Consider the following 25,165-nt stretch of genomic DNA (forward strand, 5'->3'; position numbering starts at 1 on the left):
AGGTTGAAACATGAGCAACACGGCAGGCGAACTCGGTAGGTGCGACAGCCTACGCAAGACATGGCAGGTGGTCAGCTTCTGGGGGCTGCCTGCCGTCGTGGCGACGATAGCGATTGTTCTGTCAGATCGACGCCCCGCGTTGTTCCTGGCAGCGGGCGCCGCGCTGGCCGTGATGGGCGGCGCCTGCCTGGTCAACGCCACGCGTTGTCACCGCCTTCACTGCTACATCACGGGGCCTTACTTCCTGTTGCTCGCGGTTGGTGCGCTACTGGCTTATGTGTTTGACCAAAACGGCGAGCATCTCTCCAGGCTTTGGCTGCTACTGGCTCTGGGTGCTGCACCGTTGCTCATCTGGCTACCTGAGCGCCTAGCCGGAAGGAAATATCTGAGCGCCCCAGTTTGCGGTGAAGATCGGGTGTGTCGGCGATGAATGCCTACTCCATATCCAGATTGGCCGAGGACGCGGGCGTTAGTGTCCATATCGTCCGAGATTATGTGCTGCGCGGCTTGCTGCAGCCCGCGCGGCGCACGGAAAGCGGTTACGGCATTTTCGATGAGCGGTCCCTGGCGCGGCTGTGCTTCGTGCGTGCCGCCTTCGAGTCCGGTATCGGGCTCGACGAATTGGCGCGGCTCTGTCGAGCGCTCGATGCGCACGATAGTACCGATGTGATCGGGTGTATCGAGCGCTTGCTTCGGCAAATCGCGACACGGCAGGCGGCTTTAGCCGCAGTGAAAACGGAGTTGGCCGGGCTGACCCATTGCGCCGTCGAAGGTCACGCCCATGCGTAACACCAACCAATCCGAATCAATCAAGATACCCCGCTGGCGCGCCTACACGTGGGGTGCGCTCGCCGCGCTCACTTGCCCCTGCCATTTGCCGGTGCTGGCATTGCTGCTTTCGGGGACTGCGGCCGGGGCCTTCGTCAGCGAACATTGGAGCCTCGCTGCGCTCGTGCTGGCGGTTCTCTTCATCCTCTTCCTGAGAGCGGCACTGCGGGCCTTTCGGGAGCGGCCGTGATCCGCTCAGACCACTGCGCGGTCTCCGCTGCCGAGTTGCGGCAGAGTTGGGAGCGCCGGGAATTCTTCTGCACTACCGGCCGCAGGTCGATCTGCGCACAGGTTCGATCACGGGTGCGGAAGCGTTACTAGGTTTTCTTGGACGACGGAGGAACCCCATCATGAACGCAAACAACACCCCTACCATCAGCTGCTGCGAATGTTGCAAGGACATTCCCCTTGACGCCGCGCTTACGCCGGAAGGTTCCGAGTACGTCGTGCACTTCTGTGGCCTGGAGTGCTATCAACGCTTTATGTCTCGCGCGGATAAGAGGGCGGCATTCGAGCCTGATAGCCCCTGCACACAAAAGGTCAGTACCCGTCACGACGACTAATTCGCTTTGCCTCTGGAAAGTGGCTCTGGTTAATTGCAGAAAGCGTGAGCCCACGATGATGGAATGCAAGCCGACGCATCTGAATGCAAGCTCACTCGCAGTGAATGTGAGCCCGGCTGCTCCGTCAGTTGCAGTTAATCTGAGCCGGGAATCGCATTGATTGCGAGCGCGGCCGATTTCAAACGCGAGCCGTTACACTTAGACGGCCATTCCTCGTGAGCGCTGGTCGGCGGCAGAGACAACAACAAAAATTTGGAGCGCTTAAAATGGTGAACGGTATCGAAATTGACTTCTTGCCCGTGGGGGAAGGTAAACACAGTGGCGACGCGATCGCAGTTCGTTGGCGCGAGGATGATCAATACAAAATCCTGATTTATGACGGTGGCACCAAGGCCTACGGCGCTGACCTGGTCGAGCATGTCAAAAAACACTTCAACTCGCATTACGTCGATTACGTGGTCAATTCGCATCCGGACAATGACCATGCGGGGGGATTGCTGCACGTCCTGGAGAACCTGACGGTAGGCCAACTGTGGATGCACCGCCCTTGGGCGTACAGCAACGAGATTCGCCATTATTTCCACGATGGTCGGATCACCAACGACAGCCTTGCCGAGCGCCTGAAGCAAAAAATGTCGGCCGCGAATGCCCTGGAAAAAGCCGCGCTGGAGCGAGACATTCCGATCCACGAACCGTTCGCCGGCAGCCAGATCGGGATTTTTACGGTGTTGTCACCCACCCGAGACCATTATGTCCACGGACTAGTCCCCCAGTTTGAAAAATCCCCTGAGCTCAAGAAAGAAGAGAGTACCGCGGCCTCTTTCTTCGACATGATCAAGGAAGCGGCCGGGTATGTTGCCGACCTGTGGGACAAGGAATATCTGCCCGATACGGTAACGACCTCGGCTGAAAATGAAAGCAGCGCAATCCTGTTTGCCACCGTCGGGAAAGGCGGTTACCTGCTGACCGGGGATGCGGGCATCGAGGCCCTGCGCGCCTGCGCGGACTTTGCCAGCAGCATTGGCATTGATTTGCCCCAGCGTGTCAGCTTTGTGCAGATTCCCCACCATGGCGGTCGGCACAACGTGTCCACCGAGACCTTGAATATGATCGTGGGCGAGCCGCTGCAGAACACTCCGGATCAACCCTCACGGACGGCCTATGTGTCAGCGGCCGCTAACGCCCCGCGGCACCCGAAGAAGGTTGTTACCAATGCATTCCTTCGTCGCGGCTTTCGCGTTGGCCAGACCAAGGGGCGGGCAATTTCTCATTTCACCCAGGGCACACCGAAGCGTGAAGGCTGGGGGCCGATCACCTATCTGCCGTTTTATGAGGAAGTCGAAGAATGACGGTCAGTACGGGGGCATCCATTGCCAAGGCCATCGGTCAGTTCTCCGATCCCTACGAACGACAGGCACGTCTGTACCCTGCGCTCCTGACCCTGTCGCCGGTGATCGTGCTGGTGTTCTCGCTGTACAGCGAGAAGCTCGGGGTGCTCAGCACATTGGTTTCCGCGTTGATCGTCTGCGGTCTGCTGTATCTGCTGGCTGATTTTGCCCGACGTGGCGGAAAAGCCAAGGAGCCCGCGCTGTGGAAGAAGTGGGGGGGCATGCCCAGTACCCAGGTATTGCGCCATCGGGAAAACACCACCTTCGACGTGGCCTCTCTCCAGCGTTATCACGCCATTCTTGCGAAGAAGATGGGCGCTCGCTTCCCCAACGCAGGTGAGGAAGCCGCCGATCCGCAAGCGGCGGACGCCCTCTATACTTCCGCGGGAAATATGCTGCGCAATGCCACACGTGATACCAAGCAATTCGGCCTGTTGTACAAGGACAACATCTCCTACGGCTTCCGCCGCAATGCTTTCGGATTGCGGTGTGTCGCGATCAGCCTGTGTTTGGGCAGTCTGGTCTGGGTGGGGGTTCGACACGGCCTGAATAGTTGGGTAATCCGCTTCCAGGCGGCGGCGACACCGGAATCGTTGCTCAATGGTGGGGAGCTGACATCGGTTGCAGTGTCGCTGGCCATGCTGTTTTTGTGGCTGAGGTATTTCACCGAACAGTCCGTACGTGAGGCTGCTTTCTCCTACGCACGCACTCTTGTCCTGACCTGCGAAGCCTGGGCGCCGAAGCCACGAGCGGCACGCGCCACTGCAGAAAAATCCGCATAGACCCGGGCACTCCCTTTAGCAGGGGGCGAAAGCCGCTTGCTAAAGCTGAGCAATGCCACAGACGTGTTGTCCCGACACAGGGCGCCGGCCCGGCAGCCTTCCCCCTTCCGGTTACAATCCGCGAACACCTGTCCCCTGCCCCAAGCGGAAAAAGCCGCCCCCCGCACCGGCCGTGCGGGTTTGCACTTGCACGCCCCGCGACACCGACAGTAGGTCTTGTTGGCGACCCGGATTAGAGTGGGAGCTGGAGCCGTGGATCCTTTTTAACATTGGCCTGCTCGAGGAGCTGCTGCAAACCTGCGATCCGGGCGATCCCAGGCGCGAAACGGCGATCCAGCTCCACTCAGCCATGTTGAGTTCAAGCATTGAGCATTAACACCGAGGTGATGCTGAAGCGAAACTACGCGGCTACAACCCCACACCACGCAGGGGGCGGCGTAGATCAAATGAATCGCTGCCGTGCCCAAAGGTGTGCAGACAGCAGGCCGACAACGGTCAGAATGTCCGAACGACAAAATGTCAAAAGCCGCACAAATATGTTGCAGCGGCCAAAGCCGTTGAGCGAGCATCCGGGCGTTTGTCCTGGCTTGGCCGAGACGGCCGCGAGCACATTCGATCCTGCATAAAATGGACGAAATGCCCTGGCTCGAGGCCGGGCCGGCAATGCGTTATTCGATGCCTTCCTCGGCAACCGAGGGTGTGAAATTCCGCATCTGATACATCATGTTCGCGTGCAAGCGGGCTGCTTCGTCGATGCTCAGCAAATCGATTCTGCCGTTGGGCAAACACCGCACTTGGGTAAGGCTTTCAGTGCCTCGTAGCCCTTTGGCAAAGTGTATAAGTCCCATGCGGCACTGTTCCGCCGAGTAGCCCACACGCGCTTCAAAATCCGCCCGCGTCAGCGGTGTCGCATAAGATGTCAGCATGTCATCGCCCTCTAAACATCGTGCAGAATTGCCCGCACATTCCCGTTGACTCGCAGCGCCCAGACGATGTTCCAGCCTGGAGGAAGCGCGAGTGCTCCCCGCTGTACGGCGAGCAGTGCGGCCTCGTATCGACGACTGCAGCCGGTGCCCGTAACGCTGCTGCCATCGCGCCAATGGTACCTGATGGTTGCAGAGGGGCTGGCCCCGATCAGTTGGGTGAAACTGTGAGTAGGCACCGCCGGACTGAGCGAGGCAAAGTACGCGACAACTGGCTGAGCCCTGACACTGATCGCCATTTGCTGATCAGGGGTATCGGGTGGCAGCTCCGTTGATTTAAATCCATAGCCTGAGCGATACGGCGTTTGTCTGGGATCAGGAGAAACCAGATGCGGGACAAGTTCAATGAACGCGGTTTCCCCTTCCAACTCCACGAAGCACTGGAGATCCAGAAACACCAAATCGTCGCAAGCGGGTCGATAGTCCTGCTCGTCACCATTTTCCAGTGCGGTCACGAGGCCAGAGAGCAATCGGTTACCGTCCTTGGGCGCGGCAATGGTGCTCGGATTGTAGGTGCGCAGCGCCGCTTCGATGGAGAGCAGCCTGTCCACAGGCATGGGGCGAAACAATGCCGCGTTCAAGGCATAGCGCAGTTTACCAGCCCAACGATCCGTGGAGAGATGGTCCGGCTCTCGAAAACTCTGCGCAGTTTTCATTTCCAGCTGCTGTGCCATATCAATAGAGAGCGGTCGACAGGTATCGGCTAGCACCGTGCCAAGCTGCGTCAGCGACGCTTCCGTGAGGGCACCGAGCTCTGCCAGTGTATGCCAGAGTTCGTGGAGCTCCTGTGGAAAGAACTCAGGTACTGCAGGCGACTGGGCAGACGCTGGAACAGGGCCGTCAGCGCAACTTGCGCGCATCGCCGACGCCACGCTAGCTGCAGTCGCGCAGCCCTGCTCACTCGCCCGCTGGGCGATACGCAGAAGCGTGGCAAACCGTGCTACGTGACGACATTGTGCTACAACCTCAGCGATGATGAGGTGTGGTGCTAAGCGTTGCCACAACACCGCCGGATTGCGGCAGGACAGCACGTCGAGAACGGCAGCAGCGATGTCCGCCCGGTTGCGCGGATCCATTGAAAAGGCAAGTTTCACCACTTGGGCAAACCAGGTGTCATCCCTTGAGGACAGCCAGAGCAGCATGGCCGCGCCGCTGTCGCGGCGTTCCCAGACCGGATGATCAAGGGTCCAGAGCAACAGTTCAAAAAGCGCTTCGTTGGCCTCGATCTCGCAGCGGTCAAGGTAGTCGAACGCTTCAGTCGACGCCTCTCCCACCATTTGTCCGACATGCTCAATGGCGATGTCAAGCAAGGCAACCTGTTGTGGCGCCGCTACCTTGTTGGCCACGACGTCAATGAGGTGCGATGCGATGCGCCATCGCTGCACGTGGCGCTCCTCGAGCAACAGCGGGCCATAAAGACGGGCCAACTCGTTGCCGTCTTGTACCTCGGCGATGATCAGCCGCTCCGCCGCGGTACCGGTATGGTTGTTCGACCAGATGGACCATCCTCCCGCTTGGAGGTTGCGCAGGACTTCGATACAGGCGTTGACTGCCGCGTTCGAATTACCTCGGCGCAGGAGCGAGCGCGCCGCCGCTAGATCTTTGCGGGCCTGCTCTTCAACCGACACTTTGCCGAACAGACCTGGGCGGTAGAGCTCGTCCGCAAGGGAATCAACCTGATCTGGCTGTATCTCAGGGCTACCCGTCGCTTTTTCTGCCGCCCGAGGTTGCTCAGACTCAAAACCAAACATGGAGGCGAGTTGCGCAAGGCGCTCCTGCCCTACGCGCGCCTCGGTCTCTTCCAGCAAGCGGGCAAGGTCAGCGTTGATAGCGGCGGACAAGGGGAGGACCGACTCCCTCAACAGCATCCACGCCCGTTCAGCGCGCATGCCTTGAACCAGGACCCGGATTCGCCGTGTCGCCCAGGCCACATCGTCTGGCTCAACTTCCAGTGCAGTGATAATGAGCGCGTACTCTCGTCCCCAGTCGCCCAGGTGTCGCTCATCACCATGCAGGTACACCTCAAGCAGCGCCCAGCGCAGCCGCCAGTCCGCCTTGCTCGGCACCTGGCGAAGCAAGGCGAGCATGGCCGCCTGCTCCTCCAGCGCGCCGCCCGGGAATCGCATGCCAACCAGCGGTGATACCCTGTCCAGATCACCGGCCGCCGCTTGTGCCAATAGTTGCGCCAGCGACCCGCAAGACTGATGCTTGAAATACTGAACGGCACCAGCGTACAACGAACGCCGGCAGAGTTGAGAGATGAAGCTGCCCTTGTCTGCCCGAACATACCGCTGAAACGTCATATCCCCGCTGGCTCGTTCCAGGTAAGCCGCAATTTGTGCCTGCGCTGTCGGGGGCACCTTCAGCTCGATCGGGAGGGATTCAAGCGTACTGGACATCAGGGACAACTGATCCTCCTTGTACCAGCTTGGGCCCATCGAAAAACGCAGTGCCAACTGATACGTTTGGAAGGCCTGTTCGGTCGCGTCCAATCGCGTCAGCAGGGGGACAATGCGCAATAGCTCGGGTATCAGCTCGTATCGGTTCTCGACATTTGCCGCGACGTAGTCTCGCCAGCGGATGATCAGGTTGAAGAGCGCGTCCGCCGTGTCCACCGTTAACTCGGCGCTGACGAACTGCTCCGCGACACCCGCGAGCGCCTGGCGGAAACCTTCGTTGTAGAGGCCGAACTGGTGATCAAACGCCGCTTCAAGCACCTGAATGAACACACCTGACCGCTGGGGAAAGCAGTCCAGTATCAGTTTTGCTAAACGCTCGTACAGAACAGGGATGATGGTCTCCGGAATGCTGTAGGCGCCTTGCCACAGGATCCGAGAAGCGAGGGGGATGGCCCAAGCCGGTAAAATCACATCAGTTACGCAGGACCATACCTGATCAACAGTGGCGTGATCCGCCTCGGCCGTGGCCCTGCGCGCGGTACCATCAGCCCAGGCGATGGCCGCAGCAATCGAGCGCAATGGGCCTTCCCAGTCATGCGGCTGGACCGGGTGGACCACCGGCTGTAGCTGGGTGTCATCGAGGAAATACCGGGCACGCAGCTGCCGATACGACTCGTGGAAACCCTCCCGATCGGGGTCGGCACGGTTGGTTTTATACAAGGCCAGCGGTTGCGGGGTGTCGGCAATGCCCACTGTGCACCTTCGTACCAGCGGCCGAGTGGCCCCCGCCTCAATCAGCGTATCGACAACGACGACGCGCAGATCCTGGGGTTGCTGTAGTGTCTGGCTGACCGCTTCCAAATCCTCCAACAGCAAGTTGATACTCTCCCGGGCCAGGCGAACACCATACAGGCGGGAGTTCATTTCGGCGAAGACCAGCGTGTGGAGCAGCGAGTGCAGGATCTGCTCGGGATCGGTGTTAGGGAGTTTGAGCTGCAGGAGCGACGTAAACTGTCCGCGCAGACAAAGCAGCGCGCCGCTCAGGTTACCTGTGAGCTGTAACAGAACTTCATTTTGCTCTTCGACGGAAAACGGACTATGCGGGGCGCGCACGAATTGATGCACGATCGCGTTAAGGAAGCGCTTCACTGGCGGCTGTCCACCCGCTGCTACGGCTAAAGCAAAGCCGTGCAAGCGCAGTTGGATCGTCTCGATGAGCCGATCAGTCTCGATGCTACCCTCGGATTGCCACTGTTCAAATACCGCATTCAGCGACAGCTGAACCTTATCCAGCAGGATTTGCGCTTCGCGCTGGCGGCCCTTGCGCGTCAGCGCATGGACGACTGTAAACGCTTCGTGCGCGCTCACAATCACGCGACCATTGCGAATGACATGGCGCAGTGCTTCATCGGTTTTGTCGAGCGCCAGCAGAGCCAGCGCCACCCGCTCGGCTGACTGGGTAAACAGGGTGTCGTAGCGAAAGGTCAATCGTTGTGACAGCAGCAGCAAACGGACCATGTCGGTGGCCATACCGATACGCGTCGCGGCGGCGAGCGCATGATCGATGTCGCCAAGGAGTACATCGGGCTCTGAGCCCAGCACAACGGCGGCGTCCACCCATGTTTGCTGACATTCTCCGATGGCCAGCAGTTGCGCCTGCTTTCCACCCAGCAGGCCGTGATAGACCCTGTTCAGCTGTCCGTAGTCGCCACTCTCCGCAGTGACGCAGAAAGTCGCCAGCCGCTCCTGCAGGCGCTGGTTCATGGCTGAGGTCTTGTGCGCCACAAACTCCGAAAAGGATGGATGATAGATCTCGGTGTTACCCGTTCGAGAAAGCAAGTGCTGGATCCGGGCCAGTGTGGCGATGTAGACGGCACTCTCGGCGGGCAGCAGCATGACGGTCAGGTCTGCTGTGGAAATCCCCCAACGGAGCCGGGCAATGATCCCCAGCAGATTGACCGCGTCGGGGTCCGGCAGGAGTTGTCCCCAGAGCGTCTCGTAATAATCCTGAATGGCGCCACTGAAGGCGGGCAATCGAGCAATATCGGCTTCGCTAGCGCCACCGTTCACCAGATCCGCCAGGTAATGGAGGTACAGCGGGTGGCCCACGGCCCGCTCACACAGCAGGGCCACCAGCGTCGACGTCGCTACGCCCGGGTCGAGCAACTCGATGCACAACGCGTGCTGACTGTCGTGATCAAGGGCCGGCAGGGTCAAGCGCCCCGCGCTCTGCAGCAGGGGGCCGATGCTGCTGGCATGCGCTTCCAAGCCAACCCCGGTAATGACGATCACGAGCCCGCGAGGCAAAACCGAGGGAAGTAAGCCGACAAAACGCTGCAGACTATCCGTGCTCACCCCGACAGCTTCGTTCAGGCCGTCGATAAACAGCACCCCGACCTTGTCGGCAGCGGCGTGCCGATGGGCCAGCGCGTTGAGCACTTCATGGGTCTGCTGGATCAGATCAGGGTAGGACAGCTCCCGCAACCTGGCCGGCTTCCCGCTCACTTGCAGCGACAATAACGAGTTGATCCAGTCAAAGAATACTTCCGGCTGAGCCTGGTGCGCGGGCGTTATTCCTCGACCTCGCTCCGAAAGCGCGTACACCCCGAGCACTTCGAGTGGCTGGGTGCGCGGTGCAAACTGCCTGCAGTAGGTCGACTTGCCAATACCGTGCGCGCCCTCCACCCAGAGGTAACCGCCGTTCAGGCTCGCCAGGCGGCTTTCAAAAAGCTCGTCAAACTCCGGGCGAGCGCCATGCGGCGCGCTCTGCTCGGCGTCGACAAGGAGTTCAGGCAGCACGCCGTGGGCCTCAAGGAATGGACGCAACTGGTCGATGCTCAGCGCAGCGAGCGCCGTGTCGACATTCAGCCGCAGCATGCCGCGACAAACGCGGCCGGTCATGAGCGCCGCGCCTGACAGGCCTTGATAATCGGAGAGGTGGGATCCTGGAGCGACCGACAGGTCGAGGTCCACTCCGTGCACCCGTTCGCTCAATATCTGCTGGACTTCACCGTTGAGGGCATGACCAATATCAACCTTGGTCGTCGGATAGCCGAACGCGTACCACTTTGCACCCACCCGGGGCAGGCTGCCGTCCAGTGGAATCGGCTCAATGTCCAAGGGCGCAGGCAGGCGCAGCAGGCATACATCGAGATCGTCGTCCAGCGCTTCAACCACCACAGCATACTGAGTCGCAGCAGTACCAGTCCCGAAGCGGGCTGTGAGGGGGCCGCCTGCCGCCGCAGTGGCTTTCACGCAATGCAGCGCCGTTAGCACGAGCGAGGGTGTAATCAGCCAACCGGTCCCTACATCCTCGCTACCGATAATCATGCAGGTGGCTTGTTTGACAGCTTCATCCATCACAGCTGGGCTTCTCCAAGGTCAATCCATTCGCCTTCAACCACGTGAACGCTAAAACGCGCTCCGGATTTCGATGAGTAGTTGCGCAACCGTCGTGAGGCTGCGGTTTCATAGTTGAAATACAGCGTGCGTTCGAAAGACGCTGGCCGGTCGACGATTTCTTTCAGTACTTCGAAATGCGGATGACCATGCCTTCCCTTGCCATTGGTGGAAATCAGAAAGCATGGGGCGTCCACCAAAGCCAACAGCTCCACACTGGTGTTGTGATAACTCCCATGGTGAGCGATCTTGATGGCGTCAAACAACAAGGGCCCCGACTCTGGCTGCCGGCATTTCAGTTCTTCGACCATGTCTTCGGCCCAGGCATCACCTAACAACAGCACGGTTGACCGCCCCGCCGTCAACAACAGTGCAATGGAACTGCCATTGGCAATCCACGTGTCGGCTTTGTACACCTGCGCCAACGACAGCTCCTGATTTGCAGCAATCGGTTGAATGCCCGCAGAAACTGGTTGTTGAGCAGCATGGGCACACCACATCTCATAGGCATCGTCCACCAGATCGCTGCTTTGCGCTGCACCTCGATAGCCGAACTTCTGCATGTCTTTGAGCCAGAAGGTGCGAAGACTTTCCAGCCGCGCGACACTAGGGCCCAGCACGGCAAGCTGTACTGTATGCGGCAGGTCGAGTGTCGCGCAGCGGCGGTCTATGCAGCGAGATCCGTCACCGAAATTCCAGTGATAACCCTGGCTTCTGAGGAGATTGGCTAGCGAGCTGCCCTGGCGCGCACTGATCGGATCGGCCGCCTGCTCGGGAGGTATGGGGAAACCTCGTCGCTTTATGGCTTCAAGCACCGTGGCATCTTCAGTCAGGCTTGGCCCGGTGGCAGGGCACGGTAAGGAGCGCAGACTGTTATGCCAGACCTCGTCGACGTCGATGCCTCGGTTGCCGGGACCGCCATTGGTCGAAAAGAAGGTCAGCAGCCCACCGATGTGATCGGCGTCGATATGGGTGCATACCACCAGGCTGAGACGCCCGCCCTGTCGTGACAATTCCGCCAGATCCTGAGCGATGTAGTCGGTGTAGGTACTGGCATACCCGCCATCAATCAGCAAGTGATTGCCATTGGCATTGACCAGAAACGCATCACCTTTATTTGCCGGATACATCTTCAGTTTCAGCATACTGCCCAACAGACGTCCGATTAGGGCTGCACAGTCTAAGGGACGGCGGCTGGCAAGGCGAAGAATTCGCGCCCCAACACTTCACCCTTTCTTGATTCTGGGCTTGCGCGGGTTCGGCGCCTGCTGCTGGGCCAGTTGCTGCTCCAGCGTGTCAGCACGCGCCTGTTGGGCCACGGCCGTATGCCGCACTGCGTCAAGCGCTTGCTGCGTGGCATGCAGGCGGCCTTCAAGCGCTTGCAGCTGTTGCTCGCCCTGCTCCGCTGCCACTTCGGCCCGCGCTTGCTGAGCGGCTGCCTGTCGCTGCGTCTCGCTCAAGGCATGACGGTCTTGCTCCAATCGTTGCTGCAGTTGGTCGAGCTGGCGCTGTAGCTCTCGGCGTTCAACCTGATGTGTCTTGCTCTCCTCGCGTGCCCGATCAATTTCGCGGTAGCCACGGTCCTCGACGCCCCGCACGTAGGCATCCTGCTCCAGCCGTGCGTGCTCGGCCTGGTGCTGGGTGTCGTGCAGCTCGGCTTGCAGAGCCTGCAACTGCTGTTGCAAGGCGTCGCGGTCCAGTTGCAAGGCGCCACGTTGTTGCTGCAGGTCCTCGATCTGCGCCCGGCGCTGGGCCAGCAGTTGGTCCAAATCAGCCAACCGAGTTTCTGCTGTCTGCCGCCCAGCCAGAGCCTCTGCCGTCTGCTGCCGAAACTGCGCCGCATCCTGGCGCGCCTGGCCTTCAATCACGGCCACGCGCTCGCGCTCGGCGGCCAGCACCTGGCGATGCTGGTCCAGGGACTGCTCGGCGACGCCTTGCGCCAGATGAATCGCCTGCTGCCAGATGGCAACAAAGGCCTGCGCCACTTCGGCTGGCAACGCTGGCAGACGTGTCTCACCGTTCAGCCGTTCGGCCAGGCGCGCCCACCATTGATCGAGCAGGCCGCCAACCCGCGCCGGGCTGCCGCGCCCGAGTTCCAGGCGCACGCGTTCGACCGTTGGCCGTTCGCCGCGAGCCAACACCGCGTCCGCGGCAGCAAATACCTCGTTTTCTGGCACCCCTACTGCCATGGACTATCTCCCGGTATATTAGGTCTGATAATAGAATGTTATACGACATTATAAAATCGAAACTCAATTAATAATACGTTGAACGTAATGAATAATACAGATGCCCGCACCGACATCATTCTTGGACTATTTGCCCATTTTTTAGCTATAAGAACTGTCTTAAGACACAAAGCCTGGACTTTTTGTCGTGTCAGGATAGCGTTCGTGTAATTTTCGTCGGATGCGTCACAAGGAATGGACTTTTAGTCGTGAGTAACTTCGCTGCAGCTGCCGGCAGCAATACGATTTTGTGAGAACACCTCGCTTATCCGATCGCGCAACCGAATCAGTCCTACATCAGGCGGACGGTAACTGAGGAGCTGGGAGTAATAACTTGAACGGGGGACTTCGGCAAGCATCAGAATTGAGAGATGAGGTTCACTAGCCTGTTGGCGCCAACGCCAAATTGCCCCACGTGTTGACGCAAGTCTGACCCACCTCCAATCTGCCAAAATTCAGCAAAGGCAATGTTTTTGCGAGGAGACGAATGGGGCAGCCACATATCGGCAACTGGGTCAATTCGACTTCGGCTCCAACACCTCAAGGGCCTGCAGCTGCTCGGCGAGGTGTTTTTCGAGTTGACGGAATTCTGCGAGCTTGGACGTTGGGGGCTCCTAGGGAACATTGGATATTCAAGTCAAAATAAAACTTTAGAGTGCCTTGTGACAACGGCGAGAACCGAATTTTCTATTGCTTTACCGCAACGTTGGAAAGACGCTTAAACACATCAGCGTAGATGTCAGCATCTGCCAGCGAAAAAAGCAGCATTTCAACTTCATGAATACGGTTGGAATCACCCCAAAGATCCTGGCTCACCTTGGAGACCAACGACACATAGGTAGCGTAAGTACTGTGCTCAGGAATAAAGTGATTTTTTCGGATCGTCTTGGGCTCACTCGCACCATCAACGTGTGGTTGCGTATGCCCCAACCTTTCGCTCAAAAGCAGCGTTGAAACGTCCAACATCTTGAGGCGTGAGTTGCGCCCTTCTGGCATCGGAAAAATTGGGTGCTTAGCCCCGGCTAGATAATTAATAGCATTTAGCGAGTAGGCAACCCTAACATCATATATACATGCCCACTCAGGACAGACTATAGACGCCCATTTCGACCAGCTACTGATCATCTTGAATGGGAGATTGTAGGCCACCGGCGGAGCTGTGCTGCCCTTCATGTGTGCAAAAAGACAAAGTGTCTCCTCGACTTTTGAGAAGCGGGTAATCCCCCCCCAAACTTTTACGAAATAGATCGCTACTCTCGCGTGCTCGATCGGGCAGTCGGTTTCCCTCACCAGCTGACGCAAACCTGACTTCAGCTCCAACGTTCTACCGAACGATGTGGTATCCCCAAAGCTCAATCCGAAGTCTTTTGTTGCGCGATCCTGGTCAAAATCCCAATCGTAAAGGGTTGGTAGCTTGTCTTTCCATGGACGTAAATATTCAGCGACAAGCTTGTGCATTTGATACCTCGGAATCGGCAAGCGAACACAATATCAAAACAACATCATCAACTGAACCCGGTCTTGTCATGAGACGAACCAGCTTAACAACTGATTCATCCCGACCCGCGCGGCCCTGACTAATGCCTTGCGCTGAGAGTTGCGTATTGAGATCAACATCAACTTGGCCGACAGGCGAAAATGATGCGGAAGGCCTGAGGCGTATCCAAAAGTGTTAATGGCCAATTAAACTGACCCACCTCTGGCCAACAATTTTGACCCACCCATAGTGGCATTGGCCACCGACCATGTAGCGTCACCCGCCTTATGCACAGGCCGGGGACAGATCATTGAAGGAGTGGGTTGTGATTCACAAGATCAAGGGGTTGTATGACCAGGGCCGAGGCCTGTCGGTCCGTGCCATCAGTCGTGAGCTGGGGATTTCCCGGAACACCGTACGCAAGTATCTCCACCTGGATGAGATGCAGATCAGCGCTACCATTGCTGACCCTTCACGCACCAAGGTGCTCGACGAGCACCGCGATTATCTGATTAATCAGTTGGGTCAGTTTCCAGCCCTGAGCGCAGTCAAGCTGGCCCGTCGCCTGAGGGAGCGCACCACCGAGCTGGCGGTGTCAGACCGGAGCATTCGCCGCTATGTGCAAGCGCTCAAGCAGCAGGTTGCCAGTGGCCAGTTGCGCTATTACGAGCCGGTCGTTGAGTCAGTGCCTGGCGTGCAGTGTCAGGTCGACCCCGGTGAGCTGCGAGGCGTCATGATTGGCGGCCTGGAGCGTGTCGTTCATTTTGTGGTGTTTGTGCTGTCCTGTTCACGGCTGATGTATGTCGGTCTGAACTTCCGGCCGCTGGATACCGAACGGTTTATCCAGATGCACGACGAGGCCTTCCGCTACTTCGGCGGCGTCACCGAGGAGTGCATCTACGATCAGACCAAGATGGTGGTGATCAACGAGCAGTACCGTGAGCTGACGCTGAACCAGCGCTTCCACCAGTATGCGACTACCGTCGGGTACCGCATCCATGCCTGCGAGGGCTATGACCCGGAGAGCAAGGGCAAGGTGGAGGCCGGGGTCAAGTACGTCAAGCGTGACTGCTTCTACGGCGAGCACTTCCAGGACGAGGCCGCCGTCCGACAGCACCTGAATGATTGGCTCGAGACTGTCGCCAACGCACGCGTGCACGGCACGACGGGGCAGCATCCAAGAGCGCATTTCGAGGCACTGGAGCGTAGTCAGCTCAAGCCCTATCTCGTCCCGCAGAACCTGCTGCACGTGGCGCCGACAAGGGAGACCCGCAAGGTCGACAAGACCGGCTTGATCTCATGGCAGGCCAACAAGTACTCGGTACCCATGGCCTGGCAGCAAGCCCGTGTCGGTGTCAGCGCACAGGACAACCAGTTGCTGATCCATGACCTGGAGAGCGGTGAACTCATAGCCACCCATGACCTGTGCAAGGCCAAGGGCCGGATGATCAAGAACAACAACCATTACCGAGACCATGCCCAGCGCATTACCGACCTGGAGCGCGGCATCGACTCGATCCTGCCCGATGCCCTTGGGGCAACCCTGTGCCAACTGCTCAAGCGTACTTCGCCGCGTATCTACAAGGATCAGCTGGTTGCTGCACGCGACCTGCTCATGGCCCATGCGCCGGTTGATACGGCGTTGCTCGGCGAGTTGTGCGAGCGCAGTGAACTGACCGCCACCGGGCTCAAGCGCTACCTCGAAGCATGGCAGCAAGCCAAGGCGCGGGGCCGGATCATCGGCGACCATGACTATGCGCCAGAGGCCGGTAGCCAGGTTAGTCACGCCGACCTGAACGCTTATGCCCGCATTGGCCAGTCGACTGGCCACGGGGTGACCCAATGAGCCTGCTCGACAGCACTATCGCGCAGTACCGAAGCCTGCGCCTCAGCGCGACCGCGGGTGAGCTGGCCACCCTGCTGGCCAGAGCCGAAGCCAATGAACTGTCCTACCTGAGCTTCGCCCAGTCACTGGTCGAGCATGAGCTTAACGCCCGCTCCAGTAGCCGCGTAAGCCGCAACCTCAAGCAGGCGCAGTTCCCCTCGGAGAAGCATCTGGAGGCCTTCGATTACCGGCACCAGACCACCATCACCAAGCGCCAGGTCAGCACCTTGCTGGACTTCAGCTTTATCGACAACCGCGACAACCTGGTGTTCATCGGACCACCGGGTGTGGGCAAGACCCACTTGGCCATTGGGATTGGCCACAAGGCGGTTCAGGCGGGCTACAAGGTGCTGTTCCGCACGGCTCTGGCGTTGGTCGAGGATCTGGAGCTGGCGGAAATGAAGGGCGAGCTGAAGAAGCGCCTTAATCAGCTGAGCAAATACGACGTGCTGATCATCGATGAGCTGGGCTACCTGCCGATGACGCGCCAAGCCCGGTACAACCTGTTCCAGTTAATCAACAACCTGTACGAGTACCGCTCGGTCATCCTGACCACCAACAAGGACTTCACCAGCTGGGGCGAGTTCTTCCATGACGACAACGTGGCCGTGCCCATCATCGACCGCGTGATCCACCATTCACACATCTTTATGCTGGGAGGTGAGAGCTATCGTTTGAAGCAGAAAACCGGCGGTTAGCGGTGAGCAAGTGGGTCAATTCTATTGGCCAAAAGTGGGTCAAAATTAATGGCCATTGACAAAAAGCAGCACTCGGTTTAGCTAAGCGTTCATCTCAGCCACCAACAGTTCGGGAATTCGGGATACGAAAGCATGAGCTTCCATCGGTTCATCAAGCACTGGCACGGCCTCGCTCTGAACAAGGTTCTCAGAAGTGATGTGGATACGAGGGTCATTCATGACTCAGCCTTATCGGCAGTATGAAGTCACAGCAACTGCGGGGTGCTCCGCCTGTTTTGTTTTCAACGTGTTGCTCCGATGACTGAACATAAGCGCTCGCTATCCACCGAAGACTCGCACTCGATATTCGCCGGGTTGTCGATAAAAGTTACATCAAACGCATCGATCACCATTTCGCGTCGCTTGGTGCGTGAGCGACACCTCACACCGTTAGCAATGCGGCGCCGCGAGAGAGTCAGCAGCCACGGGAAAAAAGGTCGGTTGGGATCATAGGTGTGTCGCGCCTGGTGAATCGTCATTAGGGTTTCCTGGCGCCGAAATCGTTTGTAGCTGCGCACTCATCCCCTAGCCTTCATTGGCGACATATCGTTCTGCGCGCCTAGGACAGGCACACTCAGCCAAGCATTGATCTTCTGTATATCGATGTCAGTCAGCCCTCCACGCCAGCGCAGCAGGACCAGCTGATTAAAGATGAAGTCATACTGTGCCTTTAGGTAGTCGCGCCGCGCGGAGTACTCCTGCTGCACGGCATTGAGTACCTCTACGGCAGTCGCGATACCCAGGGACATCGAGCGCTCACTGGCCTGCCGCGACTTAGTTGCCGAGTCCAGCGCGTGCCGTGACGAGGCAATCCTGCTCAGATCTGAGGCACTTTTCATGTAGGCAGTGCGGGTTTCCTTGATGACCTGTCGGCGAATGGACTCATAATCTTGCTCAGCCGCGTCTCGCGCCCCGTAAAGGCCCTGTACCCGAGCGCTGGTGGAGCCGCCGCTGTAGATCGGAATCTGGATCGAGACGCTAGCCGAATAAGTGTCCGTGCGCGGCGACGGCACGTTCTCGTAGGCAAAGTCGCTACGCTGAGCGCCGAGACCCATGCTTAAGGTAGGCAAATTTCCGGCCTTCGCCTCACCGATGGCGTAATTGGCCGAATCGACCGCCTTCTGCTTCGCCTGTAGAGCCGGGTTGCTACTCACCGCCTGGGCCAGCCAATATTCCTCGGTGCCTGGAGGCATGTCAAAGTGTACGCCCTGATCAATCCGCTTGAGCGGTTGATAGACCTCGCGACCGATCAGTTCGGCCAGTGCCTCGCGGCTGACCTCAATCTGATTACGAGCCTCGATCTCGGCTGTCTTAAGGCTGTCCACCTTGGCGGAGATCTGCAAGACATCCGTCACCGTAGCCAGCCGAAGCTTGAACATCGCCTGCAATCGATCCAAGTTGCGCTGGGTCGCTTTGCGCTCTGCTGTGGTCAACTCCAATTCATCTTCGGCCGCCAGAACGGTAAAATAGCGCTGCACTAGATCTACGGTAGATTCGACCTTGGCATCCTCGTATTGGGAACGGTACTGCGCAGTCATCTCTGTGTATTTCTTAAAGCCTCGCCAGGCCGCTGGATTGTAAAGGTACTGACTCAGGCGAAGGCCATATGTCTCGCCGTTGACAAGCTCTTTGTATGTCCCCTGCTCGCGGCCTACTCGGTTAAACGAGCTGCTGGCGCTGACTTGCGGCAGCAGCTGCCCGAATGAGGCACGCTCCTGTCCCTGGGCACTGCGAACCTGCGCTTCGGCGCCAATGATTCTGGGATTGGACACTATGTTCTGCTGGTACAGCGTCCAAATATCGACGTAGCTATCCGGCTCCCTGACTGGCCCGGGCTGTGCCATGAGGTGCACCGGTAGCGCCAGCATCCACGATAGATAAAAGGCTTTCTTCAACATCGGCTGACTCACCGTTCGATTATCGACCGCGCCATCACGCGAAATGCGGACTAAAGCGGATAGTTAAGGAGCGTGCGCTCCTCTATTGACCAATGGGCTCTTCTCACCTGTTTAGCCCACCAGGACTTCAAACTGGCAGAAGGACTTGGCGCTGCGTCATGACGCATGGAGAGGGTTAACAGCGTTATCCGGCCTTAAGCACGAGCTTTTTTAAAAACAACGAAATAATTCCGATGCTGTGGTATGGAACGCATCCGTGATGCTCTACAAACTTGATGGAGGTGCCAGAAAACTGCTTGAGCAGCGGGCGTTCAGATACAGGACATAGCAGCAACTCTCCCCGCCCCCAAAAAACACCTTCAACCTGCACGTCAGTAAACTCCAAGGGTTGAATCACACGGGGATAAATCGCCTTGTAAAAGGCTTCTTTAGCCGAAAACAAAAGCGTGGCATTCTGCTATCCAAACCAGAACCGAACCACACCTCCCGCTCCAAATCCGTGCAGCAAAACGATAGAATACTACGCGTCGCGTCGTCACTCGCGACCGGTTCGCTTTCAATGCCTAACGATCCAATATGAGAAGAGTTAACGATCGTGGCGTAAGCCATATGCTCGGTGTGGGTAATAGATCCGACGATACCAGGAGGCCATTTCGGCACGCCATCAAAGCAGCGGAACACCCCTCCCTCAGTGGAAACATTAATACTCTCCATTGCTAACTCAGCACATAATCTCCCGCCAATGAAGGCAATACGCCGCTGATAAACACTACGATGAACTTCATCCGGTAGCAGGTCATCAGTCACCAACGCCGCCATAGAATCCAGGTCCTTCAGCGAGACAGCAAAAGACACGGCGCCCTCTGGCAAAAAATGAGGTGACACCTGCACTTGCGCCTCAAGCGCCGAAGCCCCCACATACCTCCGAATCTTTGAAAGGAAGTTTTCCATGACGCCAGCAGCGGGCACTTCAACGTCAGAACCCCTCATCGTCGTACTCCGCCACTCGCTGAAAACAACACCCCTGAAGAAAAAATTTACCTTTTCAGACAACCCATTATTCGCCGATCTGAGAAAGTGATTTCTTGCAGAACTCTGCAATACCAAGGAGGTTGTCCAGATCATCGTTATTACCAAGACGGACCATCCCCATAATCTCTTCTTCACTGTAAAGATAATTAAGATGCGGCACCAACTTAGCTACCAGGCGATCTCTATACGATGGACCGATTGAGGAAACGAACCCGCCACAAAGAATGATTCGATCTGGCGAATCGAGTAAAATGACGTGCTGCAATGCTATCGACAACCAGCCGACCGAACGGTCAAGCGCGTCCGAGACAAAAATATCCCCATCATTAAGGCACTTGATCGCAATCTTGTTTATCCTATTTAACGCAGCGCCCGACTTTTCATCGATGGAAATCGAGGACATTTTTAGCGCCCGCTTGAGCAAGGAGGATTCATAGAGATCCGGGCATTGCTGGGCAAGAACGCCAAGAAACCTTGCGAATCCAGTGCCCGATGAGTAGTTATTCAACGCGCCTTTAAATTTCCCTGTCTGGCTGGCCAACGCGTGCTCTCCGGGATCTACAATCGCCAATCCGATTTCCCCAGTTCGCCCTTTTGAGTCCAACAAAATTGCGTCAAGGCTTCGCAAGTATGTTTTTGCACCTATACCGCTCCCAATATTGATCAACGAAATTCTTTCGTCCTTCATGTATTGGAAATCAAACGCATATCTATAACAGGCAGCAGAAACGTCGTTTGCGACACGCACGGGGAACCCTAAGCGCCGCTCCAAATCTGCGAGTTCGATTCCCTCGCTAGCACTGCCCCAAATCGCACTATCCTTGGAAATACTCCCATCTTGCGAGACGACACCCGCAAAACTTATTCCAATACCCAGGCACGCACCTTCCGAACTTAACTGGCTTTTTACTTGCGCAACAAGATGACACAGCCATCTTTCCTGTAACGCATCGGCGTTTGATCCATCTACGCCTTTGTCGCAACGCCCCGGCGTCGCCGAGGTGGCGTAAGCTATAACCTCCCCACTTTTTACTACCGCAACTCTGGTATTGGTAAATCCTGCATCAACCGCAATATAGAAACTCATGATAGATACGCCACCAATTAAATGTAATGAATTCTTGATTCAAGCCTAAACAGTCAAGAAGGATCAAGCAAAGTCGGTGAAAGCAAACCATTAGGGACAACGGGGCGCCCTTCACGCCGATTGAGTTGAATAGCATCGGCTTGCGTATAATCACTCCGGATAAATTTTCCACACAGATGCCGGAAGCGATCAGGCCTAATAGCGTCCGCGCTCCTAACTATATAACCCTCACTCTGCGGTGAGCACTGCTCACGCCAGGCCTCGTGTATTGCCTGTTGCTCAAACACCCCATCATATAGCACAGGGACAGTAGAGACTCCCAGTCGCGAGAACAGTTGCACTGAATCATCCCACGACAAGCACTCATCAAGTGCCGTCCAAGCAGAAAAACTGAGAAAATAACTTTCCAGATCGCGATATTCTATAGCGTGACGTGCAAACAAATACTCTCCACAGACCCTGACGCCCGTAGGGATACGAATGGATAATTGATTCAAAAACTCTCTTAACCAATTCCGACTAGGATGAGATGGGCCGTCGACACTCCGACCATGAAAATAGTCGCGATAAATCGTAATATTCTCGCCGTCCATTTTCTCGGTAACGATGACTCTTTTGCCGTGTAGCGCCTTCGTGTCGGTCATTATTCTATCGCCCTCGGAGACCGCATCCACCCAAGGAAGAAGGAATGTGCGAGGGTATTTTGCCCATTGTACAAAGCTATCGCTCTTCCCCGTTTTCGCCAAAATATCCTGGACGTCCGAAGCATGAAAGAGCTCACCTCTGACTCGCTCCCCACTGCTGAGAATCTGATTTCCCCAACGATCATAAGTGAAGGTTTGATAGCACTGCGCGGGCACGAGTATCGAGTCAATACGGGCTAAACTTCTTAATTCAGCGGGATGAAACAATCCATTTTTTACGGCGGCCGCATGGGTGGCGCATAGAGACACCCAATTGTGGGCATCAAATGTAAATGTGTCCCAAAGACGAAGATCGAGTATAGAACACACCTCATCTGCCGTGCCTTCGCAGACGACGCACCTTTGATTGTCACGTGCAAGAACGACGCCTTGCTTATCCGGGGATAAATACATGCCATTCATACTTCACTAGGCCCTGCCATTGAATTGGAAACCACAGATGAGCGGCGTTGACCTTCAGACTCAACAAAACGCCCATCACTGTAATGAAATACTCGATTTGCCGCCGTCAGTGGTTGTTGGTGATGCGAAACAATAATTCGAGTGATATCAAGCGCTGTTAGTCGCTCAGTAAAATGACGTTCTCGCGTCGGATCCAGGTGACTTGTCGCCTCGTCGAGAAATAGAAATTTAGGACGTCTATAAAGTGCACGAGCAAGCAAAATCCTCTGTCGTTGACCCGACGACAAAATCGAGCCACTGTCCTTTATCTTTGTCTGCAAACCTTCAGAAAGCTTTACAACGTCATCGTAAATATCTACGGCACGAGCCACCTCGATGACGTACTCCATATCATAGTACTTTTCGAAGAAAGTAATATTTTCGAGAATACTTCCTGTGAACAGACGATCTTCCTGCATCACTGTCGCCAAATTTGACCTATAGTCTGCTGGACTCAGCTTATGTAAGTCACACCCTGCGATCAAGATCTGCCCTCTTTGCGGCACTGCCAGCCCTAGCATAAGGCGTAGCAACGTTGTCTTTCCACAACCCGACGGCCCCGTAAATGCAACACACTCCCCGGGGTGGATTTTCAACGAAAAATCTTCTAACACGTGGGTTCTGCTGCCAGGATGACTGAAATAAACATTACGAAATTCAATACTTGCAGAGCCGCCCTGAATATCAAAGCTATCCTCTTTCGCGACCGACGCCTCGGGCTCGTGTAAAGCGATGTCCGCCACCTTGTCACGATGTCCATCAAGCAAGGCTATCTCGGCCAACTTATTAGTTAACGTGAAGGAGCGATTAAGAAAAAGCTCGTTATAGGCTAGAAACACTATTAGTTGAGCAATAGTGATCGTTTGCTGCATCGTCATCCAGGCACCTAGCGCTATAACTATTACCCGCTCGATAGCCATCAGCGCTGTAAAATTCGTTCTCAAACTTGCCTCAACCTCTTGGTAACTTCTATCTCCATCAAACAGTTGAGAAACGTGCGCCAACCAGCCCTCCAGCCGGTTGTTCTCTCTCTGGAATAGCTTAACAGACTGGATACCCGAAATAGTTTCCCAAATGTGAGACTGCTGGACGACTGAATATTGGGAACGTTCATGCTCCGCCTTTCTCTGCCGTTTTAAACAGCGCCAACGCAGGATGATGTAGAACAGTAGGGCTGCCGCAGGCAATCCTGCTAACTGAGGAACAATAACGACCAGGACCAGTGCAGTAACCAATGCCATCAAACCGTCAAGAGCACCTTCGATAAAACCGACCGCCAGGGTACGCTGTATGTGCGCAACTGACCAAAACTTGGAGGCGACATCTCCTACTGAGCGTTGCTCAAAAAAACTGATCGGTAAACGGACAAGGTGCGTAAAGAGGTTGCTCAGCCAGCGCAAGTTTATGCGCTGGCTAAACTTTATCAACGCTTGGCTGCGAACATCGTGTAACAACATCTGCAACGCAACCAGTATAAAAAAAAATATAGCAGAGGTGGCCAAAAGTGGCCCATCTACGGCCGGCAGTACTCGATCAAGAACTAACTTCATGAACAGAGGAGACACAATCAAGCATAGTTCAATCCCTACCGCCAACACTCCAATACGGATTGTGGCCCCTGTCAAATCACCTAGATTCCCGGTTAGCCTGCTCAATGGGACCCTTACTTTTTTAGGCGGACGCGTATAGCCCATAGGCGAAACCTTTACGACGACACCGGAAAATATCTTCGCCAAATCGTCCCATTTAATATGCTCCGCCTCCGAACCTGACGATGTAACGAACATCGCACCCTGTTTACCGCGAGCAACCATCACGATGAAGCGACCATCAATCTGCCGAACCAATGTCGGCGACTGAAGTAAAGGCAATTCATCCAGTACTGCATTATGAGACTGAGCCACCAATCCACGCTGGCGTGCCTTTTCGTACACACCTTCTGCCTTTTCACCAACCGAATCCGGAGTGACATGATTCATTTCACAGCGATAATGTTCTGCAATAAAATCCAAACACCAGTCAACGTCATCCTGAATGGCCACTTTTTGCGCGCAAAAATGTATATTTGTATATTCATTGCTTCGCATATTAATTATCACTTCCTAACGAAAATCGAATAAACCCAATCAACAATCCATTCGTTGGCGATTTCAATATTGGCATCAACCGGCGTGCCTGCTGGAATAGGGAGATCAAGACCATCTTGACGAATAGCCTGCACATCCGGATGTACGATCACCCGATAGAACCCACGAATCGCTGGACGCTCATGACCATTTGCATCAGTTTGAACGGGCGCCCCTGAAATACTCGTTATGTTTCCCGTCTGAATTCCATATTTTTGATAGGGAAATGCCGCGTAGCGAAGTTTGACGTGCTGACCAACCTCCAAGCGAGCGGTGGCTTCAGCGGGTACATTAAGGCGTACAGATATTTTTGCGCCTTCGGGCGCCACCATAAAGAGGCTGTCACCACGGTTGACATATTGCCCTAGCCGAACACTAGAGACGACAACACGCCCCCCCACCCCTGCCGTAACCAGAGAGTTACTCTGAAACTTAGCTAGCTCGATCGCCTGGTTAGTTTTCTCGAGTTCCATTTGAAAGGACAGTTTATCGCTATTGGCCTGCTGCTCGAAATCAGCACTCTCCACGCGCAACTCTACATTCTGACGTTCTAGTTGCTGAACCTGTTGAGTCGCGGTAAGTACCCGTGACTGCAGTGTCGTGAAATCAGAGAGCTTTTCAGAAACGACCGTATGCGACACAAACCCCTCACGCTCTAGCTCGCGGTAACGCTCAATCATGTCCTTTGCTTGAACCACAGCAGGCTCCAACGACTTCAAGCCGATGCGGGCTTCATCGGTCTGATGATCGTTCATCCTCAACCGTTCGCTTAACCACTGCTTTTTCTGAGTTAAGCGAGAGTCTACTTGCTTAATTTTCTCTAAGATGAGATCCCGTTGTTGTCGCAATATCTCGATCGTCATTTTACTGAAGTCGTTGCCGTCTGCCCCTAACCGCTGCGGCGCCACTTCAGCCAGCGCTGTGTTGGCATTGATGCTGGAGCCCTCCTCAGTTATTAACCGAATAATCGTTCCGCTTTGTTCGGCAACAACAGAAACATATCCTCCTTCAGGTTCAGCTACTCCCGTGGCGACCGCCGTCTCGGTATACTCTCCGAAGATGATCACCGCCGCTAAAGCGCTTATTAGAAAAAAGATCACCGCACTTTTCTTACTCATATTTCTCTTGTCCCGCGCATAAAACGCGACACCCAAAGTTGCCGAGTAGGCTTAAATTTTTTTAGCCGAGCAGTAATGCACTGTATCAGC

21 protein-coding genes and 1 pseudogene are annotated in these 25,165 nt (G+C 56.0%); 8 read left to right on the forward strand and 14 right to left on the reverse strand.

Annotated features, from left to right (window positions below):
- Positions 1-10 precede the first annotated feature (10 nt).
- The 6 genes from ACWHXD_RS14535 to ACWHXD_RS14560 all read left to right on the forward strand — a co-directional run bounded on the left by ACWHXD_RS14535 (position 11) and on the right by ACWHXD_RS14560 (position 3,561).
- On the forward strand, positions 11-430 hold the full coding sequence (locus ACWHXD_RS14535; protein ID WP_019819725.1) for a hypothetical protein: 420 nt from the start codon (positions 11-13) through the stop codon (positions 428-430).
- Entirely contained in the window at positions 427-789 is a 363-nt protein-coding gene (gene merD, locus ACWHXD_RS14540; protein WP_019819727.1) for a mercuric resistance transcriptional repressor MerD, read from the forward strand. Before ACWHXD_RS14535 ends, merD begins: the two co-directional genes overlap by 4 nt.
- Entirely contained in the window at positions 782-1,018 is a 237-nt protein-coding gene (merE, locus tag ACWHXD_RS14545; protein ID WP_019819729.1) for a broad-spectrum mercury transporter MerE, read from the forward strand. Before merD ends, merE begins: the two co-directional genes overlap by 8 nt.
- Positions 1,019-1,178: 160 nt before the next feature.
- Entirely contained in the window at positions 1,179-1,391 is a 213-nt protein-coding gene (locus ACWHXD_RS14550; RefSeq protein WP_019819731.1) for a DUF3330 domain-containing protein, read from the forward strand.
- Between the two features lie 266 nt (positions 1,392-1,657).
- Positions 1,658-2,740: a ComEC/Rec2 family competence protein gene (locus tag ACWHXD_RS14555; protein ID WP_019819732.1), complete on the forward strand. Its 1,083-nt coding sequence runs from the start codon at positions 1,658-1,660 to the stop codon at positions 2,738-2,740.
- Complete coding sequence (locus tag ACWHXD_RS14560) at positions 2,737-3,561, forward strand: hypothetical protein (RefSeq protein WP_019819733.1); 825 nt, start codon at positions 2,737-2,739, stop codon at positions 3,559-3,561. The genes ACWHXD_RS14555 and ACWHXD_RS14560 overlap by 4 nt, the downstream gene beginning before the upstream one ends.
- Before the next feature lie 668 nt (positions 3,562-4,229).
- Here ACWHXD_RS14560 and avs1c read toward each other — a convergent pair.
- The 6 genes and pseudogenes from avs1c to ACWHXD_RS14590 form a co-directional block, all read right to left on the reverse strand.
- The gene (avs1c, locus tag ACWHXD_RS14565; RefSeq protein ID WP_019819734.1) at positions 4,230-4,487 is read right to left on the reverse strand and encodes an AVAST type 1 anti-phage system protein Avs1c; all 258 of its coding nucleotides are present in this window, start codon (positions 4,485-4,487) and stop codon (positions 4,230-4,232) included.
- Between the two features lie 11 nt (positions 4,488-4,498).
- The gene (gene avs1b, locus ACWHXD_RS14570) at positions 4,499-10,303 is read right to left on the reverse strand and encodes an AVAST type 1 anti-phage system protease Avs1b (protein ID WP_499084167.1); all 5,805 of its coding nucleotides are present in this window, start codon (positions 10,301-10,303) and stop codon (positions 4,499-4,501) included.
- On the reverse strand, positions 10,303-11,487 hold the full coding sequence (avs1a, locus tag ACWHXD_RS14575; RefSeq protein WP_019819738.1) for an AVAST type 1 anti-phage system MBL fold metallo-hydrolase Avs1a: 1,185 nt from the start codon (positions 11,485-11,487) through the stop codon (positions 10,303-10,305). Before avs1a ends, avs1b begins: the two co-directional genes overlap by 1 nt.
- An 81-nt stretch (positions 11,488-11,568) precedes the next feature.
- Positions 11,569-12,531 (reverse strand): DNA-binding protein, encoded by a 963-nt coding sequence (locus ACWHXD_RS14580; protein ID WP_019819740.1) that lies wholly within the window; start codon positions 12,529-12,531, stop codon positions 11,569-11,571.
- A 569-nt stretch (positions 12,532-13,100) separates the two neighbouring features.
- Positions 13,101-13,175, reverse strand: a pseudogene (locus ACWHXD_RS14585) (transcriptional regulator); the annotation flags it as partial.
- Between the two features lie 82 nt (positions 13,176-13,257).
- Positions 13,258-14,028 carry a hypothetical protein gene (locus ACWHXD_RS14590; RefSeq protein ID WP_019819742.1) on the reverse strand — a complete coding sequence of 257 codons (771 nt, stop codon included), beginning with the start codon at positions 14,026-14,028 and terminating at the stop codon, positions 13,258-13,260.
- A gap of 344 nt (positions 14,029-14,372) precedes the next feature.
- Between ACWHXD_RS14590 and istA the strand changes: the two genes are divergently transcribed.
- Entirely contained in the window at positions 14,373-15,893 is a 1,521-nt protein-coding gene (gene istA, locus ACWHXD_RS14595; RefSeq protein WP_081273177.1) for an IS21 family transposase, read from the forward strand.
- Entirely contained in the window at positions 15,890-16,630 is a 741-nt protein-coding gene (gene istB / locus ACWHXD_RS14600; protein WP_064491510.1) for an IS21-like element helper ATPase IstB, read from the forward strand. The genes istA and istB overlap by 4 nt, the downstream gene beginning before the upstream one ends.
- A gap of 281 nt (positions 16,631-16,911) precedes the next feature.
- Here istB and ACWHXD_RS14605 read toward each other — a convergent pair whose 3' ends face one another.
- The 8 genes from ACWHXD_RS14605 to ACWHXD_RS14640 form a co-directional block, all read right to left on the reverse strand.
- A complete protein-coding gene (locus tag ACWHXD_RS14605) occupies positions 16,912-17,148 on the reverse strand; it encodes a hypothetical protein (RefSeq protein WP_074059233.1) in 237 nt (78 codons plus the stop codon).
- 39 nt (positions 17,149-17,187) lie between these two features.
- Entirely contained in the window at positions 17,188-18,567 is a 1,380-nt protein-coding gene (locus ACWHXD_RS14610; RefSeq protein ID WP_019819744.1) for a TolC family outer membrane protein, read from the reverse strand.
- Positions 18,568-18,751: 184 nt separating this feature from the next.
- Positions 18,752-18,964: a hypothetical protein gene (locus ACWHXD_RS14615; protein WP_367235741.1), complete on the reverse strand. Its 213-nt coding sequence runs from the start codon at positions 18,962-18,964 to the stop codon at positions 18,752-18,754.
- Entirely contained in the window at positions 18,961-19,557 is a 597-nt protein-coding gene (locus ACWHXD_RS14620) for a hypothetical protein (RefSeq protein WP_019819746.1), read from the reverse strand. Before ACWHXD_RS14620 ends, ACWHXD_RS14615 begins: the two co-directional genes overlap by 4 nt.
- Positions 19,558-19,624: 67 nt before the next feature.
- A complete protein-coding gene (locus tag ACWHXD_RS14625) occupies positions 19,625-20,686 on the reverse strand; it encodes an ROK family protein (protein ID WP_019819748.1) in 1,062 nt (353 codons plus the stop codon).
- Between the two features lie 53 nt (positions 20,687-20,739).
- Positions 20,740-21,783, reverse strand: a complete 1,044-nt coding sequence (locus tag ACWHXD_RS14630) for an RNA ligase family protein (protein WP_177324619.1) — start codon at positions 21,781-21,783, stop codon at positions 20,740-20,742.
- A gap of 5 nt (positions 21,784-21,788) precedes the next feature.
- Complete coding sequence (locus ACWHXD_RS14635; protein WP_019819753.1) at positions 21,789-23,918, reverse strand: peptidase domain-containing ABC transporter; 2,130 nt, start codon at positions 23,916-23,918, stop codon at positions 21,789-21,791.
- A gap of 8 nt (positions 23,919-23,926) precedes the next feature.
- Positions 23,927-25,075 (reverse strand): HlyD family secretion protein, encoded by a 1,149-nt coding sequence (locus ACWHXD_RS14640; RefSeq protein WP_019819755.1) that lies wholly within the window; start codon positions 25,073-25,075, stop codon positions 23,927-23,929.
- Positions 25,076-25,165 lie beyond the last annotated feature (90 nt).

It is taken from the genome of Pseudomonas fjordensis, assembly GCF_976987115.1.

Coding starts and splice junctions, on each gene's coding strand:
- istB (WP_064491510.1), top strand. CDS start 15,890: ATGAGCCTGCTCGACAGCACTATCGCGCAGTACCGAAGCCTGCGCCTC.
- merE (WP_019819729.1), top strand. CDS start 782: ATGCGTAACACCAACCAATCCGAATCAATCAAGATACCCCGCTGGCGC.
- ACWHXD_RS14535 (WP_019819725.1), top strand. CDS start 11: ATGAGCAACACGGCAGGCGAACTCGGTAGGTGCGACAGCCTACGCAAG.
- ACWHXD_RS14610 (WP_019819744.1), bottom strand. CDS start 18,567: ATGTTGAAGAAAGCCTTTTATCTATCGTGGATGCTGGCGCTACCGGTG.
- ACWHXD_RS14550 (WP_019819731.1), top strand. CDS start 1,179: ATGAACGCAAACAACACCCCTACCATCAGCTGCTGCGAATGTTGCAAG.
- ACWHXD_RS14590 (WP_019819742.1), bottom strand. CDS start 14,028: ATGCACAAGCTTGTCGCTGAATATTTACGTCCATGGAAAGACAAGCTA.
- ACWHXD_RS14580 (WP_019819740.1), bottom strand. CDS start 12,531: ATGGCAGTAGGGGTGCCAGAAAACGAGGTATTTGCTGCCGCGGACGCG.
- merD (WP_019819727.1), top strand. CDS start 427: ATGAATGCCTACTCCATATCCAGATTGGCCGAGGACGCGGGCGTTAGT.
- avs1b (WP_499084167.1), bottom strand. CDS start 10,303: ATGGATGAAGCTGTCAAACAAGCCACCTGCATGATTATCGGTAGCGAG.
- ACWHXD_RS14625 (WP_019819748.1), bottom strand. CDS start 20,686: ATGAGTTTCTATATTGCGGTTGATGCAGGATTTACCAATACCAGAGTT.
- avs1a (WP_019819738.1), bottom strand. CDS start 11,487: ATGCTGAAACTGAAGATGTATCCGGCAAATAAAGGTGATGCGTTTCTG.
- ACWHXD_RS14630 (WP_177324619.1), bottom strand. CDS start 21,783: ATGTATTTATCCCCGGATAAGCAAGGCGTCGTTCTTGCACGTGACAAT.
- ACWHXD_RS14640 (WP_019819755.1), bottom strand. CDS start 25,075: ATGAGTAAGAAAAGTGCGGTGATCTTTTTTCTAATAAGCGCTTTAGCG.
- ACWHXD_RS14620 (WP_019819746.1), bottom strand. CDS start 19,557: ATGAGGGGTTCTGACGTTGAAGTGCCCGCTGCTGGCGTCATGGAAAAC.
- ACWHXD_RS14605 (WP_074059233.1), bottom strand. CDS start 17,148: ATGACGATTCACCAGGCGCGACACACCTATGATCCCAACCGACCTTTT.
- ACWHXD_RS14560 (WP_019819733.1), top strand. CDS start 2,737: ATGACGGTCAGTACGGGGGCATCCATTGCCAAGGCCATCGGTCAGTTC.
- avs1c (WP_019819734.1), bottom strand. CDS start 4,487: ATGCTGACATCTTATGCGACACCGCTGACGCGGGCGGATTTTGAAGCG.
- ACWHXD_RS14635 (WP_019819753.1), bottom strand. CDS start 23,918: ATGCGAAGCAATGAATATACAAATATACATTTTTGCGCGCAAAAAGTG.
- ACWHXD_RS14555 (WP_019819732.1), top strand. CDS start 1,658: ATGGTGAACGGTATCGAAATTGACTTCTTGCCCGTGGGGGAAGGTAAA.